Genomic DNA, 13,082 nt, shown 5'->3' with positions numbered 1-13,082 from the left:
TGGCCTCTCAGCATGGTCAGTTGTGTCCGAAATCGTCACAGCCGTGACGAATCGACAGCCCTACCCAAACGTATTCGGTTTTTAACGTTCACCAGCCCTGTCAATAGGGTGCTGGTGAACGCTTACGCATCTAAGATGATAAATTTCACTAACAATTGGTTAAATTCATCATATCAGTTTTGAGGATAAAAAACCGCACACGATAACTGTCTGTTTAATAAGGATTAATTTTTTGGCATGTTTTATGTATTGTTTATTGTAAGCAGGTAATAGGTGGAATTAAAATCTTTCATTAACTTAGGGCTTAAATTAAACGACTTATATATCTTAAAGTAAATTTAGCATATTTAATCAACAACTTAGTATTTTTAATCAGCATAGCCAAGAGGGACGTTATTATGGGAATCTTTTCACGTTTCGCCGACATCGTTAATTCTAATATCAGTGCTTTGTTAGACAAGGCCGAAGATCCAGAAAAAATGATCCGCCTTATTATTCAAGAAATGGAAGACACTTTAGTTGAAGTCCGCACTCACTCAGCCAAATCTTTAGCCGATGATAAAGAAATCAGCCGTCGCATCTTATTATTACAAGACCAAGCGCAAGACTGGCAAGCGAAAGCCAGTTTAGCCATCACTAAGCAACGTGAAGATCTGGCTCGCGCCGCATTAATCGAAAAGCAAAGAATCGATGATGTATTAAAAGGCTTATCAAATGAAAAAGCACTATTGGCAGAATCAATTGAAAAGCTAAGCTCAGAGATAGCAAAATTAGAAGCTAAGATCACGGAAACTCGTGCTCGTCAGCAATCTATTATTACCCGTAAACAAAGTGCGGGTCATCGCCGTGATATTAAAAAGCAATTGCATACTGGCAAAACCGAAGAGGCGATGTCTAAATTTGCACAATACGAGCGTAAGATTGATGAACTAGAAGCTGAAGCGGATAGTTATGATCTCGGCGAAAAAGGCAAAAACCTCGATCAAGAATTTGCAGAGCTGCAAGCCGATGATGAGATTGAAAAAGAATTAGAAAAACTAAAGCAAAGCATGCAAGATAAGCACTAATTTACTTTTTGATACCAATCAAAATCACTGAATAATTTGAGCGTTATTTGATTGGTGTTGTTTAACCTGTTTCCACGATGCAGGATTGTAGTTTTATAAGAGTAGGAGCTGTACATGATGACATTTCTTGCCACACCTTTAGTGGTATTTATGATTTTCGTCGCCCCTTTATGGCTGATTTTACATTATCGCAGTAAGCGACAAGTCGGACATGGATTGTCAGGTGAGGAACTTGAGCAGTTAAAACAACTCGCGAGTAAAGCCGAAGGCATGCAAGCGCGGGTCAAAACATTAGAAAAAATCTTAGATTCAGAAGCCCCAAACTGGAGGTAATTGATGACTAAAAAAACCTTTTATCGAGAACCCACCACGGGCAAAATCGCCGGTATTTGCGCAGGCATCGGGCGTTATTTTAGTGTTGAAGTGTGGTGGATCCGAATTCTAGCGGTATCTATATTTTTGTTAGGCGGAAATTTACTGGTATTACTCGCCTATGTTGGTATTTGGTTGATGGTAGAGAAGCGACCGGCTTCTATGCAAGAACAAGGCGATACAGAAGATCACGCTCTAAAAAATAAACCATGGCAGGCGGGGAAAGTCCCATCGGAATTATTATCCGATCTCGATTGTGAATATCAACAAATCGAAGAAAAAATAAGGAAGATGGAATCGTATGTCACATCCGATGCGTATAAGGTTAATAAACAATTTAACCAATTATAAAAATTAAGCTTTTATTTTTATCGATCATTCTACAATTAAAAATCTCTGATATCAGTTAAGCTGTCAGAGATTTTTGGCATTTAGCATTTAGCAGATAGGGCAAACTCATGACAGAGCAAGACAGTACATGCGGATGGGCAATGAAGCATGATAATGAGCGTGAATACCATGATAAAGAGTGGGGCGTACCCGTCTATGACGATACGGTGCTATTTGAATTTATCTGTTTAGAGGGCGCGCAAGCAGGACTGAGTTGGCGCACAATTTTAAATAAACGCGCAGGGTACACCGCCGCATTTAAAGGGTTTGATATTCATACTTTGGCGCAATACGATGAGCAACGTGTTCCGTTTATTATTGAAAACTTTGATGTCGTCAAACATAAAGCCAAGATTGCCTCGGTGTTTTCTAATGCGCGAGCCGCGATCGCGCTGCAACAAGAGTTTGGTTCGTTATCTGCAGCTTTATGGCAATTTGTCGATGGCAAACCTTTGCAACCGGCCAGAAAAAGCATGGATGAAGTGCCAGCGGTAACAGAAGAATCAAAAGCAATGAGCAAGTTCTTAAAGAAACGTGGTTTTAAATTTATGGGCGAAACCATTTGCTATGCGTATATGCAGGCAATGGGAATGGTGAATGATCACGTAATCGATTGCCCTTGTTATGCGAAATGTAAATAAGTTTTAAAATGGCGAGCTTGTGATTTTATGATCTTGTAGACCTGTAAAGTGCTCCAAAACCGCTCGCCATTTTTATGTCATAATATTTTTATGAAAAATAAGTTAAAAAAATTAACGATTTAACACCGCATTATAAGCTTCTAAACCGCGCGCTAAATCTTCAATTAAATCCTCGACGTTTTCCAATCCAATATGCACGCGAACTAATGTGCCTGTAAAATGAGGGTTGGCCACAGTGCGCATGGTATCGAAAGTGCTTGGCTCATTGGCAAGAATTAAACTCTCAAACCCGCCCCAAGAATAGCCCATGCTGAAATGCTCAACGGTATCAAGTAACGCCGTGGTGGCTTCTTTATTGCTGGTTTTTAATACAAAAGAAAATAAACCATTTCCCCCGGTAAAGTCACGCTTATAAAACTCATGCCCAGGGCAGGTTTCAAACGCAGGATGACGGAGATGATCCACTTCAGGGCGCTGTTCTAACCATTTGGCTACTGCAAGTGCATTGGTATCATGTTGTTTTAATCGAACCCCTAGTGTGCGCAATCCGCGTAAGCCGGTATAGGCATCATCAGGTGAAATACATTGCCCCATTAAATAGCTTTGTTCGCGCAGTTGTGGCCAGTATTTTTCGTTGGCAACAGAGGTGCCGAGCATCACATCAGAATGGCCGACAATGTATTTAGTTGCCGCTTGGATAGAAATATCAACCCCAAACTCAAATGGAGAGAAGTTAACGCCCGCGCCCCACGTATTATCGATCATGACAATGATATCTTGCTCATGGGCGATTTTAGATAGGGTAGGAATATCTTGCACTTCCATGGTGTAAGAGCCAGGAGATTCAGTGAATAAGATTTTGGTATTCGGACGAATGAGTTCGCGAATGCCTTCACCAATCATCGGATCGTAATAAGTGGTTTCGATGCCCATTTTTTTGAGGATAATATTACAAAAATCACGCGTTGGTTCGTAACAAGTATCGACCATTAAGATATGATCGCCATGCTCAACAAAGGCTAGGATAGTATTGGTGATCGCTGCTGCGCCACAAGGGTAGAGTGCACACCCTGCGCCGCCTTCGACGTCTACCATTGCTTCTTGAAAGGCAAAATGGGTTTCGGTACCACGGCGACCATAAAATAATGTATGGCCTTGGCGCTTTATGGTGGCGGCATTTTTTTCTGCAACCGTATTAAATACCACCGTTGAGGCGCGTTGTACTGGTGGATTTACCACGCCATGTGTCCATTTTTTATTGCGTCCTGCTGTCACAAGTTTGGTTTCAAGTTTTTTTGACATCATAATTCCTTTTAAAGAGAGTGAGCGTTGATGAGATCAGCACCCTAAAGTAATGGATTGAATAAATAGAATAAGCGTTCTAATCCTCGATGAAATAGACTGCGTTTTTGCCATTCATTTGAGTCAATAAGATGAGATTGTTCAATATAGGTTTGTTGTACCCAATATAACTCTTTAGTGAATTCATCATCATCGACCGCTAAGGTCAATTCAAAATTGAGCCATAAACTGCGCATATCAAGATTGACGCTACCAATTAAGCAGTATTGTTGATCAATAACCACCGATTTGGTGTGCAATAAACCACCATCAAATTGATAGATTTTCACTCCCGCATTGAGTAACTCGGTAAAAAACGATTTTGAGGCCCAGTTAACTAACAAGGAGTCATTCTTTTTTGGGATGATTAATTCGACCGTAACACCACGCTGAGCGGTCATATTGATCACTTGCAGTAAAATATCACTTGGTACGAAATAAGGGGTAGTGATCCTAACCGAATGTTGCGCTTGATTTATTGCCAACGCTAACACTTGTTGAATGAGATGATCTGGCATACCAGGGCCTGATGGTACTACTTGAATAGGGTGCAGAGCGCCATTGGTTTCTATCGTGCAAACAGGGAAGGTAGGCAAGTGACGCTCGCCCGTTTCAACTTCCCAATCCCATGCATGAATAGCGGCCAAGATATTAACCGTCGGGCCAGTAACTCGAACCATCACATCAATCCATTGCCCCACGCCAGAGTCTTGTTTGAAGTAAATTGGATCGACCATATTCATTGAGCCGGTATAACCCACTTGATCATCGATGGTAATGATTTTTCGATGCAGGCGTAAATCAAGACGGCGGAAGAACATACGAAAAGCATTCACTGCCAGCGCTTCTCGAACATCAATACCAGAGGTTCGCATTAAGCTATACCAATGGCTTCGGAAAAATTTAGGGCTACCAGCAGAATCAATCAGGATTTGAATTTTAACTCCACGTTTAGCCGCTTGTACTAACGCAGCATTGACCGAGTCGATCAATCCACCATTTTGCCAAATATAAAATTCGATGCGAATGCTTTCGGTTGCTCCCTCAATATCGCGGATAATCGACAGCAGAATTTTATCGGGTGTGTCTTGCAGTGAAAGAGTGTTACCACACAGAGCAGGGATAGAAGTGCGATTAGTACAAATATCATGGATCTGCGACAGCTGTAGATTTAATAATTTAGGTTGGTGGGCTTGGCATTGTTGCAACTGCGTAAACCATTCGCCGTAAGGTTCAAACATTTGTTTAGCACGTTCGGCTCGGGTTCGGCCAAGATTCAGTTCGCCAAATAAGAAATAACAAATGACCCCAACAAAGGGCAGAATATAGATGATCATTAACCATGCGAGAGACACACTGACCGCGCGGCGTTTTACCACCACTCGGATAGTGACTGCTGCTACCAGCAACCAATAACTTATCACACCGGCTAAGGCTAGAATTTGATAAAGTTTTTCCATGAACTCGCATTATATAAATCATAAAAACAATGTCTGATACTCTAGCACTAAATTGATTTAGATTTGAACGCTTTCGATTGAAATATCAAATAAAAAGCCCTCGAACCCAAAGCGGTTTTCAACATAAAGCGATTTCAATATGAAGCGGCGAGCTAGCTAAGATAACAGTATAAAAAGATTGCTCTTATGAATAATTGGTGGCGTTTTAATCTGTTTGTTAAGGTTGTTTAACCAGTATTCAGCTAGGTTTTTAAAAGAAAATGATAAATTATGCTGCTTTGGCTTTAAATTTGTGACGTAACCTGCTTTACTGATAGTCAACTTTTCGAGATCACTGCTTTATTTGTGTGTAAATATAAAAATAAATAACAGAGTGAAAACTGTAAACTTTTGATGTTAAAGGAACAATGTTGTGAATATGAAATTATTCGGTAGTTCTCTGATCCTTGCAGGAACCGCATTAGGCGCAGGAATGTTGGGGATCCCCATGGCGCTGGCTCAATTTGGCTTTACAGTCAGTCTGATTTTAATGACAGTGATTTTTGTAGGGACCACTTACGGCGCTCTATTGCTGGCAGAAGCCTGTACCAAAACGGCCCAAAATGGCGGAATGAACAGTGTTGCCGAACTGACATTGGGAACGGGCGGTAAATACTTCATTAACTTCTTCTTTTATATGCTGCTGATTTGTATTTTAGTGGCTTACACTTTAGGCATTGGTGACTTATTCCATAACTTACTGTTAGAAGTGGGTTTAGATGTTGCTCAACCGATTTGTTATGCCGCGTTTACCTTCGTGATGGCGTTTGTGATTATCGCCGGTAAATCTTATATCGATATTCTAAATAGAGTGTTGTTTATATTAATGATCGGCATGTTATTGACGGTTGTGGCGACATTATTTACGCATATCGAGCCAGATTATCTAGCGCAAACTCCTGTATTCCAATGGCAAGATGTGGTGAAACACAGCACCACCATCTTCACCAGTTTTGGCTCTATGGTGGTGATCCCGTCTTTGGTCATGTACAACAAAGAAGCCGATGGGAAACAAATCCGGAATATGATTTTACTTGGTTCGGTTATTCCATTGGTGTGTTATTTAACGTGGTTATTTGCCATTATCGGCAATTTAGGCACCGCTGAGATCAGTCAATTTGATAATATTTCGCAGTTAATCCGTGCATTTGGCGGTCAATCTGGCGCGCTAAAAACCATCATTTCTATTTTTTCTGCACTAGCATTAATAACCTCATTTTTAGGGGTGTCGATGGCTTTATTTGACCAAAATAAAGATGGTATTAAAGGGCTAGCGAAAACACTGAACCTAAATAGCGGTTTGGTTGCTAAAGTCGCCGTGTTTGCATTAACCTTTATTTTGCCTTTGGTGGTGACGGGATTATTCTCGAATAAGTTTTTAAATATGCTTGAATATGCCGGCATTACCTTGGTGTTCTTGGCTATTTGGGGTCCACTCGCCATGGTCCTTAGAGTGCGTAAACCTAGCTTCCAGTTAATGGGAATGAAAGAACCTTATACTGCTGGTGGCGGATCTGTAGCGTTGATCATGTCATTTTTCTTTGGTGCCTTTATCTTAATGTCTTGGTTTTTTAACTAAGGTTGACGACAAGTAAGGCACATTGTATTCAATTTCCAATGCCGGCTTCGATGTCGGCATTTTTGATTCTGTTGTATACTCTTGCTCCTTAATGCTGCCAACAATGTTAGCGACGATTTAACCTTCAAATTAGGTGTGACATGTTTGATATTGTAATGGATAACCCCGATTTTTTAGTGATCAACAAACATCCTAATGTGAGCGTGCACAAAGATGATGGTGATACTTCTCTATTGCTTGAGATCAGTAAAGCAACCGGTTATCAATCTCTTTTTTTAGTGCATAGACTCGACAAAATGACCTCAGGATTGCTGCTCTTGGCTAAAAATCACCAAGCAGCCAGTGAGTTGTCTCAAAAGTTTGCAGACCGCGCGGTGACCAAATTTTACCTTGCGATAGGGGTGAAAAAACCAAAGAAAAAACAAGGCCTCATCTCTGGTGATATGGAGCGTTCACGCCGCTCTAGTTGGAAACTAACGACGACTCAAACTAATCCTGCGCAAACCCAATTTTTCTCGGTAGCAGGAGAGTCGGGCGAACGTATCTTTTTATGTAAGCCCAAAACAGGTAAAACTCATCAAATTCGAGTGGCGTTAAATTCAATTGGCTCATCGATTGTAGGCGATCCAATTTATACCCCATCGAGCAATGCCGACCGTGGCTATTTGCATGCTTACGCTTTAAAATTCCAATATCAAGGCAACATCGTCGGAGTACATTGTGACCCATCCGATCCTAAATGGAATCGCCTTGAGAATATGGGTGAGAAGTGGCAAAGCGAGGCGGTTCAACATGCGTTAAAGACATGGGGAAAACCGTGTCAGCTTGATTGGCCTGTGATCAAAACCAATAAATAATACACATAATAAAAAGTGAACCTGAATATGCAAGTTAATGCGCTACCTGATTTTTTTGATGAACTTAATAAAGCATTGCCAAATTGTGATAACGAAATACGCCGAATTTTTCACGGACGGGGTCGTTTATGGCAAGGCTTAGATCAGCTCACTGCCGACTGGTTAGGAACGCAATTAATTGTCAACTTATTCAAGCCGGTGGATGACGAGTTTATGCAGTCGCTAGTGCAAGGTTTACAACATTTAAGCCAAACTGAGCAATGGAAACACATCGGCGCACAGGGGATTGGATTACAACATCGCTATGAACATGGCGCACCATTTGAAGTGATCACAGGTAATATTGAGCTAAAACCGGTCGCGATTGAGAATGGCTTAAAATATCAACTTGAGCTGGGTAAGAATCAAAATTCAGGCTTATTTTTAGATATGCGTCTTGGGCGTGAATGGCTACAGCAACGCGCGCAAGATAAAGCGGTCCTCAACCTTTTTTCATACACTTGTGGATTTTCAGTCGCAGCGATTGAAGGCGGAGCAAGTAAAGTTGTTAATGTGGATATGGCGCGCGCATCATTAACCCGTGGGCGAGACAATCACAGATTAAACCAACATGATTTATCGAAAGTGACCTTTATGGGGCACGATATATTTAGATCATGGGGAAAAATCACCAAAGCTGGCCCGTATGATGTGATTGTGATTGATCCGCCTAGCTTTCAAAAAGGCAGCTTTGCATTGACTAAAGACTACAAGCGAATCTTACGTCGTTTACCGTCATTGTTAACACCGCAGGGCATTGTGCTTGCTTGCGTCAATTCACCAGCCGTCACACAAGACTTCTTAATTGATACCATGCTAGAAGAAGCGCCAGAGCTTATCTATCAGCAACGTTTAGCTAATCCATTAGAGTTCGCCGATATTGATGAACAAGCCAGTTTGAAGGCGCTAGTGTTTAGTCGTTAGTGAGTTATGTGTCAGATTACTTATCAAGCTCCTCCCCTTGATTGCCATTGTTAATTGACAGTAAAATTTAGGCAGAGTGTAATCAGTGTTTTGAATTAAACAGATGACGTTACAATACCAATAAAAACAAAAACGGCGTACTAACTTTAAGTTAATACGCCGTTTTTAGATGTAATTAATCGTGAGTGTTATTTTTTTGCCTCGTCTAAAGACTCACACACTTGTTTTGTTGCTTCTTGTTCGCTGATTAACTTACCGCGTTCATTGCGCAGCACCAGTTTGTAAATAACGCCTTTGTCGAGCACAGCACGTACTTCACTGTCACTGCAGTAATAAGCAATGCTGGCATCGACTAAAGCGCTTGGTGCTATTTCGCCAGTGTTGTTATAAATCATCAGCAGTTCAACCGTATGCTCGGTCGATTTAGCGCTCATGATATGCAATGGACCTTGCTTATAAGGCAGGTTCGATTCCAAGATTGTGGCGCGATGATCGGCCATTAAAGATACTTCATCAGTTGAGCTACAACCAAATAAAGTCGCACTGGCTAGCAGTGCAAGGATCACGGTTTTTAATTTCATATCAGGCTCTTTATGGCAGCACTTTTTTGAATGGCTTAACGGTAACGTGGGCATACACGCCCGCATCAATATAAGGGTCGTTATTAGCCCAAGTTTGAGCCTCGGCTAACGAGCTAAATTCTGCAATCACGGTTGAACCGGTAAAGCCAGCTTCGCCAGGATTGTCTGAATCGATAGCGGGCATCGGGCCTGCAACTAATAGTCGGCCTTCGTCTTTTAAAGTATTAAGGCGAGCTAAATGTTTTTCGCGCACGCTCATGCGCTTTTCAAGAGAATTTTCAACGTCTTGAGAGAAAATAACATACCACATTGATCATAATCCTTTATTTATGTACCCGTTTTACTTCAAGTTATCATTCCATGAAAGTAATAGGTAGGTATTCATTAAAAATCAGAGATATGGCTAATATACGCTGCCATAAATAATAAGGCTACCGTTTGGTAACAAAAGCCGCTTGGTAGACTACATTATGCGCACGTGCTGCACAATTATATCCTTCATACTTGAAGCTACAGCGTTGTTGACTGCGTTCACTCGCCCTAATCACATAGCGTACTATGTTCATAGGGCATCATTTGGAGATAAATTATTTTTTTACCGTTCTTGGGCGGCCTTCACCATTGATGGCAACATAGTTAAAGGTGGCTTCACATACTTTATTTTTATCACCAATACCATCAACACTAACCGATTTTACCCACACTTCGAGTGCGATAGATAAAGAGGTATTGCCAACTTTGATGCACTCACCATAACAACACACCACATCACCAACGGTTACGGGCCGCTTAAAAGTAATGCTCGAAACCGACACAGTCACCACACGGCTATTGGCGATTTCTTTGGCTAAAATAGCACCGGCTAAATCGAGTTGTGACATGATCCAACCACCGAATATATCGCCATTGGCATTGGTATCGGCGGGCATGGCTAGGGTGCGTAAAATCATTGAACCGGTAGGGGTTTCAACAGTTGTGCTCATTTGTTTTTCCTAAATCGGGCTTTCTGATAATCAAATCGCCACATAATAGTGGCGATTGATAGTTAACATAATACAGATTATAACCAAAGCGAGAAATTATTTCTCTTGGTTTTCTTTCGGCATATATTTGTAGATATAAACGCCAGTTAAGATGGTGTAACTGAAGGTGGCGATGAGTAGTCCAAAAACTTTGAAATTAACCCAAACATCTAATGGTAATCGGTAAGCGACATAGATGTTGATCACCGCGCACACCGCAAAAAAAGCCACCCAAGCAAGGTTAACGCGTTTCCATACTTGATCGGGTAGGGTGATCTCTTTACCTAGCATGCCTTTTATCACAGGTTTGCCCAGGTAATCAGACACTAAAAGGCCAACTGAGAATAAAACATAAATAATGGTGACTTTCCATTTGATGAAATTATCATCGTGGAAAAACAGTGTCATACCGCCAAAAATTGCCACCATCAAAAAGGTGATGATTTGCATTTTCTCTACTTTTTTATACACAAAGTAAGTCACAGCAACTTGCACAGCCGTGGCAACGATGAGTGCTCCAGTCGCCACATAAATGTCATAGCTTTTGTACAAGAAAAAGAAAATAACCAGTGGAATAAAATCAATAATTTGCTTCATGCGTTCTTTAATTAGTTTGTCAATGATGGGGTCAGTCTAATCATTTTCATTAGAATAGAAACTGTTTAGAGATATTTTGCGACAAAAAAGGAGCAAAACTGCTCCCTTTGTTTAAATATTCAACACTCGTTGCTAACTTGTGTCTTTATTTTAGTGTCGCCGCTTTCATGCCAGAGACAAATGTGGCCAGTTTATCTAGCATCTGTTGCGGGTTATCTTTATTAGCCTCAATGATTTTCACTACTGCAGAGCCTGAAATTGCGCCTGCTGCGCCAGCGGTGATCGCTTGGTGTACTTGGGCCGGCTCTGAAATACCAAATCCTAATAATGCAGGAGGAGCATTAAATTGATTTAAGCGTTCAAGCAAGGCATGTACTGGCATATTGGCTTTGGTTTCGGCCCCAGTCACACCCGAGCGAGACAGCAAATAAGTGTAACCGCATCCTAAGCTTGAGACTTGCTCTAATGTGGTGTTATTAGCGGTTGGTGGCGCAATAAAAATAGGGTGGATGCCGTGAGCTTTGGCGGCGCTATTAAATGGTTCGCTCTCACCGGTTGGCACGTCGGCAATTAACACTGAATCAACACCGGCTTGTTGGCAACGAGCATAAAAGTCATCAATACCACGGGCAAACACTAAGTTGGCATAAACCAATAAGCCAATTGGCATATCTGGGTATTCACGGCGAATTTGAGTAATGATCTCAAAACAAGTATCTGGCGTGGTGCCTGAATCTAGTGCGCGAATATTTGCCCCTTGAATGGTTGGGCCATCGGCAAGAGGATCTGAAAACGGAAATCCTAGCTCTAATGCATCAGCGCCTGATTGGATCAAAGTATGGATAATCTCCAGGGATTGCTCAGGGTTTGGATCGCCAATGGTGACAAAAGGAACAAACGCGCCTTGGTTTTTGGCTTCGAGCGCATTAAATAACGCTTCATAACGACCGGTGTGAGTGGTTGAGTTTGTCATTAGATCGCTCCTTTATCTTCTAATAGTTTGTGTACGGTGAAAATATCTTTATCACCACGGCCGGATAAGTTCACCACTAACAGTTGTTCTTTTTCCGGATCCTCGTACGCCATTTTTAACGCATAAGCCAATGCATGAGAGGACTCTAAAGCAGGAATGATACCTTCATGTGAAGCGAGATTTTGGAACGCATCGAGTGCTTCATCATCGGTAATGGATACATATTGCGCCCGACCTGTCGCATTCAAATGAGCATGTTGTGGTCCCACTGATGGAAAATCAAGCCCAGCAGAAACAGAATAAGACTCTTCAATTTGACCAAAGCTGTCTTGCATTAGTGGGGATTTCATACCAAAGAAGATACCGGTTTTACCATGTTTTAATGGCGCGCCGTGTTGGTCGGTATCAATGCCTAAACCGGCAGGTTCGACCCCAATTAACCCCACTTCGGTATCGGGAATGAAATCGGCAAACATACCGATTGCATTTGAGCCGCCGCCGACACAGGCAATAACGGCATCGGGCAGACGACCTTCACGAGCGAGAATTTGATTCTTGGTTTCTTCGCCGATCATACGTTGGAATTCACGCACAATGGTTGGGAATGGGTGAGGGCCTGCCGCAGTGCCAAGTAGGTAGTGCGCGTCTTCATAAGTTGCAGACCAGTCACGCAGCGCTTCATTACAGGCATCTTTTAACGTGGCAGAACCTGAATGAACTGGGATCACTTCCGCGCCCATCAGCTTCATGCGAAATACATTGGGGCTTTGTCGCTCAACATCTTTAGCGCCCATGTATACGCGGCATTTTAAGTCCAGTAAAGCACAAGCGAGTGCTGCGGCAACGCCATGTTGTCCCGCGCCGGTTTCGGCAATAATTTCTTTCTTACCCATGCGTTTAGCTAATAATGCCTGACCTAACACTTGGTTGGTTTTGTGCGCGCCGCCGTGCAACAGATCTTCACGCTTTAGATACAGTTTTGTTTTGGTGCCTTTGGTCATGTTGCGGCATAAAGTTAATGCGGTTGGGCGACCGGCATATTCTTGTAATAAGCCCATGAATTCTGCTTGGAAAGCTTCATCTTGTTGCGAGTCGATAAAAGCTTGTTCTAGTTGATCAAGCGCGGGAACCAGAATTTGTGGGACATATTGACCACCAAATTCACCAAAATAAGGGTCTAACTTAGGCATGGTATTTTCC

Annotated in this window: 15 protein-coding genes; 7 read left to right on the top strand and 8 right to left on the bottom strand. The window is 42.0% G+C overall.

What is annotated here, in order from left to right; all coding sequences use genetic code 11:
* Positions 1 to 398: 398 nt before the first annotated feature.
* The 4 genes from pspA (at position 399) to HC723_RS11605 (ending at position 2,470) form a co-directional block, all read left to right on the top strand.
* Positions 399 to 1,067: a phage shock protein PspA gene (gene pspA, locus HC723_RS11620; RefSeq protein ID WP_153446978.1), complete on the top strand. Its 669-nt coding sequence runs from the start codon at positions 399 to 401 to the stop codon at positions 1,065 to 1,067.
* A gap of 114 nt (positions 1,068 to 1,181) precedes the next feature.
* Positions 1,182 to 1,400, top strand: a complete 219-nt coding sequence (gene pspB / locus HC723_RS11615; RefSeq protein WP_190339197.1) for an envelope stress response membrane protein PspB — start codon at positions 1,182 to 1,184, stop codon at positions 1,398 to 1,400.
* Positions 1,401 to 1,403: 3 nt separating this feature from the next.
* Positions 1,404 to 1,790 carry an envelope stress response membrane protein PspC gene (pspC, locus tag HC723_RS11610; protein WP_190339196.1) on the top strand — a complete coding sequence of 129 codons (387 nt, stop codon included), beginning with the start codon at positions 1,404 to 1,406 and terminating at the stop codon, positions 1,788 to 1,790.
* Between the two features lie 107 nt (positions 1,791 to 1,897).
* Positions 1,898 to 2,470 (top strand): DNA-3-methyladenine glycosylase I, encoded by a 573-nt coding sequence (locus HC723_RS11605; RefSeq protein WP_190339195.1) that lies wholly within the window; start codon positions 1,898 to 1,900, stop codon positions 2,468 to 2,470.
* A gap of 111 nt (positions 2,471 to 2,581) precedes the next feature.
* On the opposite strand, the gene HC723_RS11600 is transcribed toward HC723_RS11605, so the two are convergent.
* Positions 2,582 to 3,772: a cystathionine beta-lyase gene (locus HC723_RS11600; RefSeq protein ID WP_190339194.1), complete on the bottom strand. Its 1,191-nt coding sequence runs from the start codon at positions 3,770 to 3,772 to the stop codon at positions 2,582 to 2,584.
* Between the two features lie 44 nt (positions 3,773 to 3,816).
* On the bottom strand, positions 3,817 to 5,271 hold the full coding sequence (cls, locus tag HC723_RS11595) for a cardiolipin synthase (protein ID WP_190339193.1): 1,455 nt from the start codon (positions 5,269 to 5,271) through the stop codon (positions 3,817 to 3,819).
* A 418-nt stretch (positions 5,272 to 5,689) separates the two neighbouring features.
* Here cls and HC723_RS11590 point away from each other — a divergent pair, with 418 nt between their 5' ends.
* The 3 genes from HC723_RS11590 to HC723_RS11580 all read left to right on the top strand — a co-directional run bounded on the left by HC723_RS11590 (position 5,690) and on the right by HC723_RS11580 (position 8,709).
* A complete protein-coding gene (locus tag HC723_RS11590; protein WP_190339198.1) occupies positions 5,690 to 6,889 on the top strand; it encodes an amino acid permease in 1,200 nt (399 codons plus the stop codon).
* Positions 6,890 to 7,029: 140 nt separating this feature from the next.
* On the top strand, positions 7,030 to 7,746 hold the full coding sequence (locus HC723_RS11585; RefSeq protein WP_190339192.1) for a TIGR01621 family pseudouridine synthase: 717 nt from the start codon (positions 7,030 to 7,032) through the stop codon (positions 7,744 to 7,746).
* Between the two features lie 27 nt (positions 7,747 to 7,773).
* Entirely contained in the window at positions 7,774 to 8,709 is a 936-nt protein-coding gene (locus HC723_RS11580; RefSeq protein WP_190339191.1) for a class I SAM-dependent methyltransferase, read from the top strand.
* Between the two features lie 188 nt (positions 8,710 to 8,897).
* Here the strand turns inward: HC723_RS11580 and gspS2 are convergent, their stop codons facing one another.
* The 6 genes from gspS2 to trpB all read right to left on the bottom strand — a co-directional run bounded on the left by gspS2 (position 8,898) and on the right by trpB (position 13,072).
* On the bottom strand, positions 8,898 to 9,290 hold the full coding sequence (gspS2, locus tag HC723_RS11575; protein ID WP_190339190.1) for a type II secretion system pilot lipoprotein GspS-beta: 393 nt from the start codon (positions 9,288 to 9,290) through the stop codon (positions 8,898 to 8,900).
* 10 nt (positions 9,291 to 9,300) lie between these two features.
* A complete protein-coding gene (locus tag HC723_RS11570) occupies positions 9,301 to 9,600 on the bottom strand; it encodes a YciI family protein (protein ID WP_153446986.1) in 300 nt (99 codons plus the stop codon).
* A 277-nt stretch (positions 9,601 to 9,877) separates the two neighbouring features.
* Positions 9,878 to 10,273 carry an acyl-CoA thioester hydrolase YciA gene (gene yciA, locus HC723_RS11565; RefSeq protein ID WP_190339189.1) on the bottom strand — a complete coding sequence of 132 codons (396 nt, stop codon included), beginning with the start codon at positions 10,271 to 10,273 and terminating at the stop codon, positions 9,878 to 9,880.
* 96 nt (positions 10,274 to 10,369) lie between these two features.
* A complete protein-coding gene (locus HC723_RS11560; RefSeq protein ID WP_190339188.1) occupies positions 10,370 to 10,909 on the bottom strand; it encodes a septation protein A in 540 nt (179 codons plus the stop codon).
* A gap of 145 nt (positions 10,910 to 11,054) precedes the next feature.
* The gene (gene trpA, locus HC723_RS11555; protein ID WP_153446989.1) at positions 11,055 to 11,882 is read right to left on the bottom strand and encodes a tryptophan synthase subunit alpha; all 828 of its coding nucleotides are present in this window, start codon (positions 11,880 to 11,882) and stop codon (positions 11,055 to 11,057) included.
* Positions 11,882 to 13,072 (bottom strand): tryptophan synthase subunit beta, encoded by a 1,191-nt coding sequence (gene trpB, locus HC723_RS11550; protein ID WP_190339187.1) that lies wholly within the window; start codon positions 13,070 to 13,072, stop codon positions 11,882 to 11,884. The genes trpA and trpB overlap by 1 nt, the downstream gene beginning before the upstream one ends.
* Positions 13,073 to 13,082 lie beyond the last annotated feature (10 nt).

It is taken from the genome of Vibrio sp. S11_S32 (assembly GCF_014694465.1).
Taxonomy (GTDB): Bacteria; Pseudomonadota; Gammaproteobacteria; order Enterobacterales; family Vibrionaceae; genus Vibrio; species Vibrio algicola.
The sequence above is the reverse complement of the archived record's forward strand: the minus strand, read 5'-3'. Positions and strand labels throughout refer to the sequence as shown.

What these genes read in the sequence shown, in the direction of transcription:
- pspA (WP_153446978.1), top strand. Translation starts at nt 399, where the DNA reads ATGGGAATCTTTTCACGTTTCGCCGACATCGTTAATTCTAATATCAGT.
- HC723_RS11560 (WP_190339188.1), bottom strand. Translation starts at nt 10,909, where the DNA reads ATGAAGCAAATTATTGATTTTATTCCACTGGTTATTTTCTTTTTCTTG.
- HC723_RS11600 (WP_190339194.1), bottom strand. Translation starts at nt 3,772, where the DNA reads ATGTCAAAAAAACTTGAAACCAAACTTGTGACAGCAGGACGCAATAAA.
- yciA (WP_190339189.1), bottom strand. Translation starts at nt 10,273, where the DNA reads ATGAGCACAACTGTTGAAACCCCTACCGGTTCAATGATTTTACGCACC.
- HC723_RS11590 (WP_190339198.1), top strand. Translation starts at nt 5,690, where the DNA reads ATGAAATTATTCGGTAGTTCTCTGATCCTTGCAGGAACCGCATTAGGC.
- cls (WP_190339193.1), bottom strand. Translation starts at nt 5,271, where the DNA reads ATGGAAAAACTTTATCAAATTCTAGCCTTAGCCGGTGTGATAAGTTAT.
- trpA (WP_153446989.1), bottom strand. Translation starts at nt 11,882, where the DNA reads ATGACAAACTCAACCACTCACACCGGTCGTTATGAAGCGTTATTTAAT.
- HC723_RS11605 (WP_190339195.1), top strand. Translation starts at nt 1,898, where the DNA reads ATGACAGAGCAAGACAGTACATGCGGATGGGCAATGAAGCATGATAAT.
- gspS2 (WP_190339190.1), bottom strand. Translation starts at nt 9,290, where the DNA reads ATGAAATTAAAAACCGTGATCCTTGCACTGCTAGCCAGTGCGACTTTA.
- HC723_RS11570 (WP_153446986.1), bottom strand. Translation starts at nt 9,600, where the DNA reads ATGTGGTATGTTATTTTCTCTCAAGACGTTGAAAATTCTCTTGAAAAG.
- pspC (WP_190339196.1), top strand. Translation starts at nt 1,404, where the DNA reads ATGACTAAAAAAACCTTTTATCGAGAACCCACCACGGGCAAAATCGCC.
- pspB (WP_190339197.1), top strand. Translation starts at nt 1,182, where the DNA reads ATGATGACATTTCTTGCCACACCTTTAGTGGTATTTATGATTTTCGTC.
- HC723_RS11580 (WP_190339191.1), top strand. Translation starts at nt 7,774, where the DNA reads ATGCAAGTTAATGCGCTACCTGATTTTTTTGATGAACTTAATAAAGCA.
- HC723_RS11585 (WP_190339192.1), top strand. Translation starts at nt 7,030, where the DNA reads ATGTTTGATATTGTAATGGATAACCCCGATTTTTTAGTGATCAACAAA.
- trpB (WP_190339187.1), bottom strand. Translation starts at nt 13,072, where the DNA reads ATGCCTAAGTTAGACCCTTATTTTGGTGAATTTGGTGGTCAATATGTC.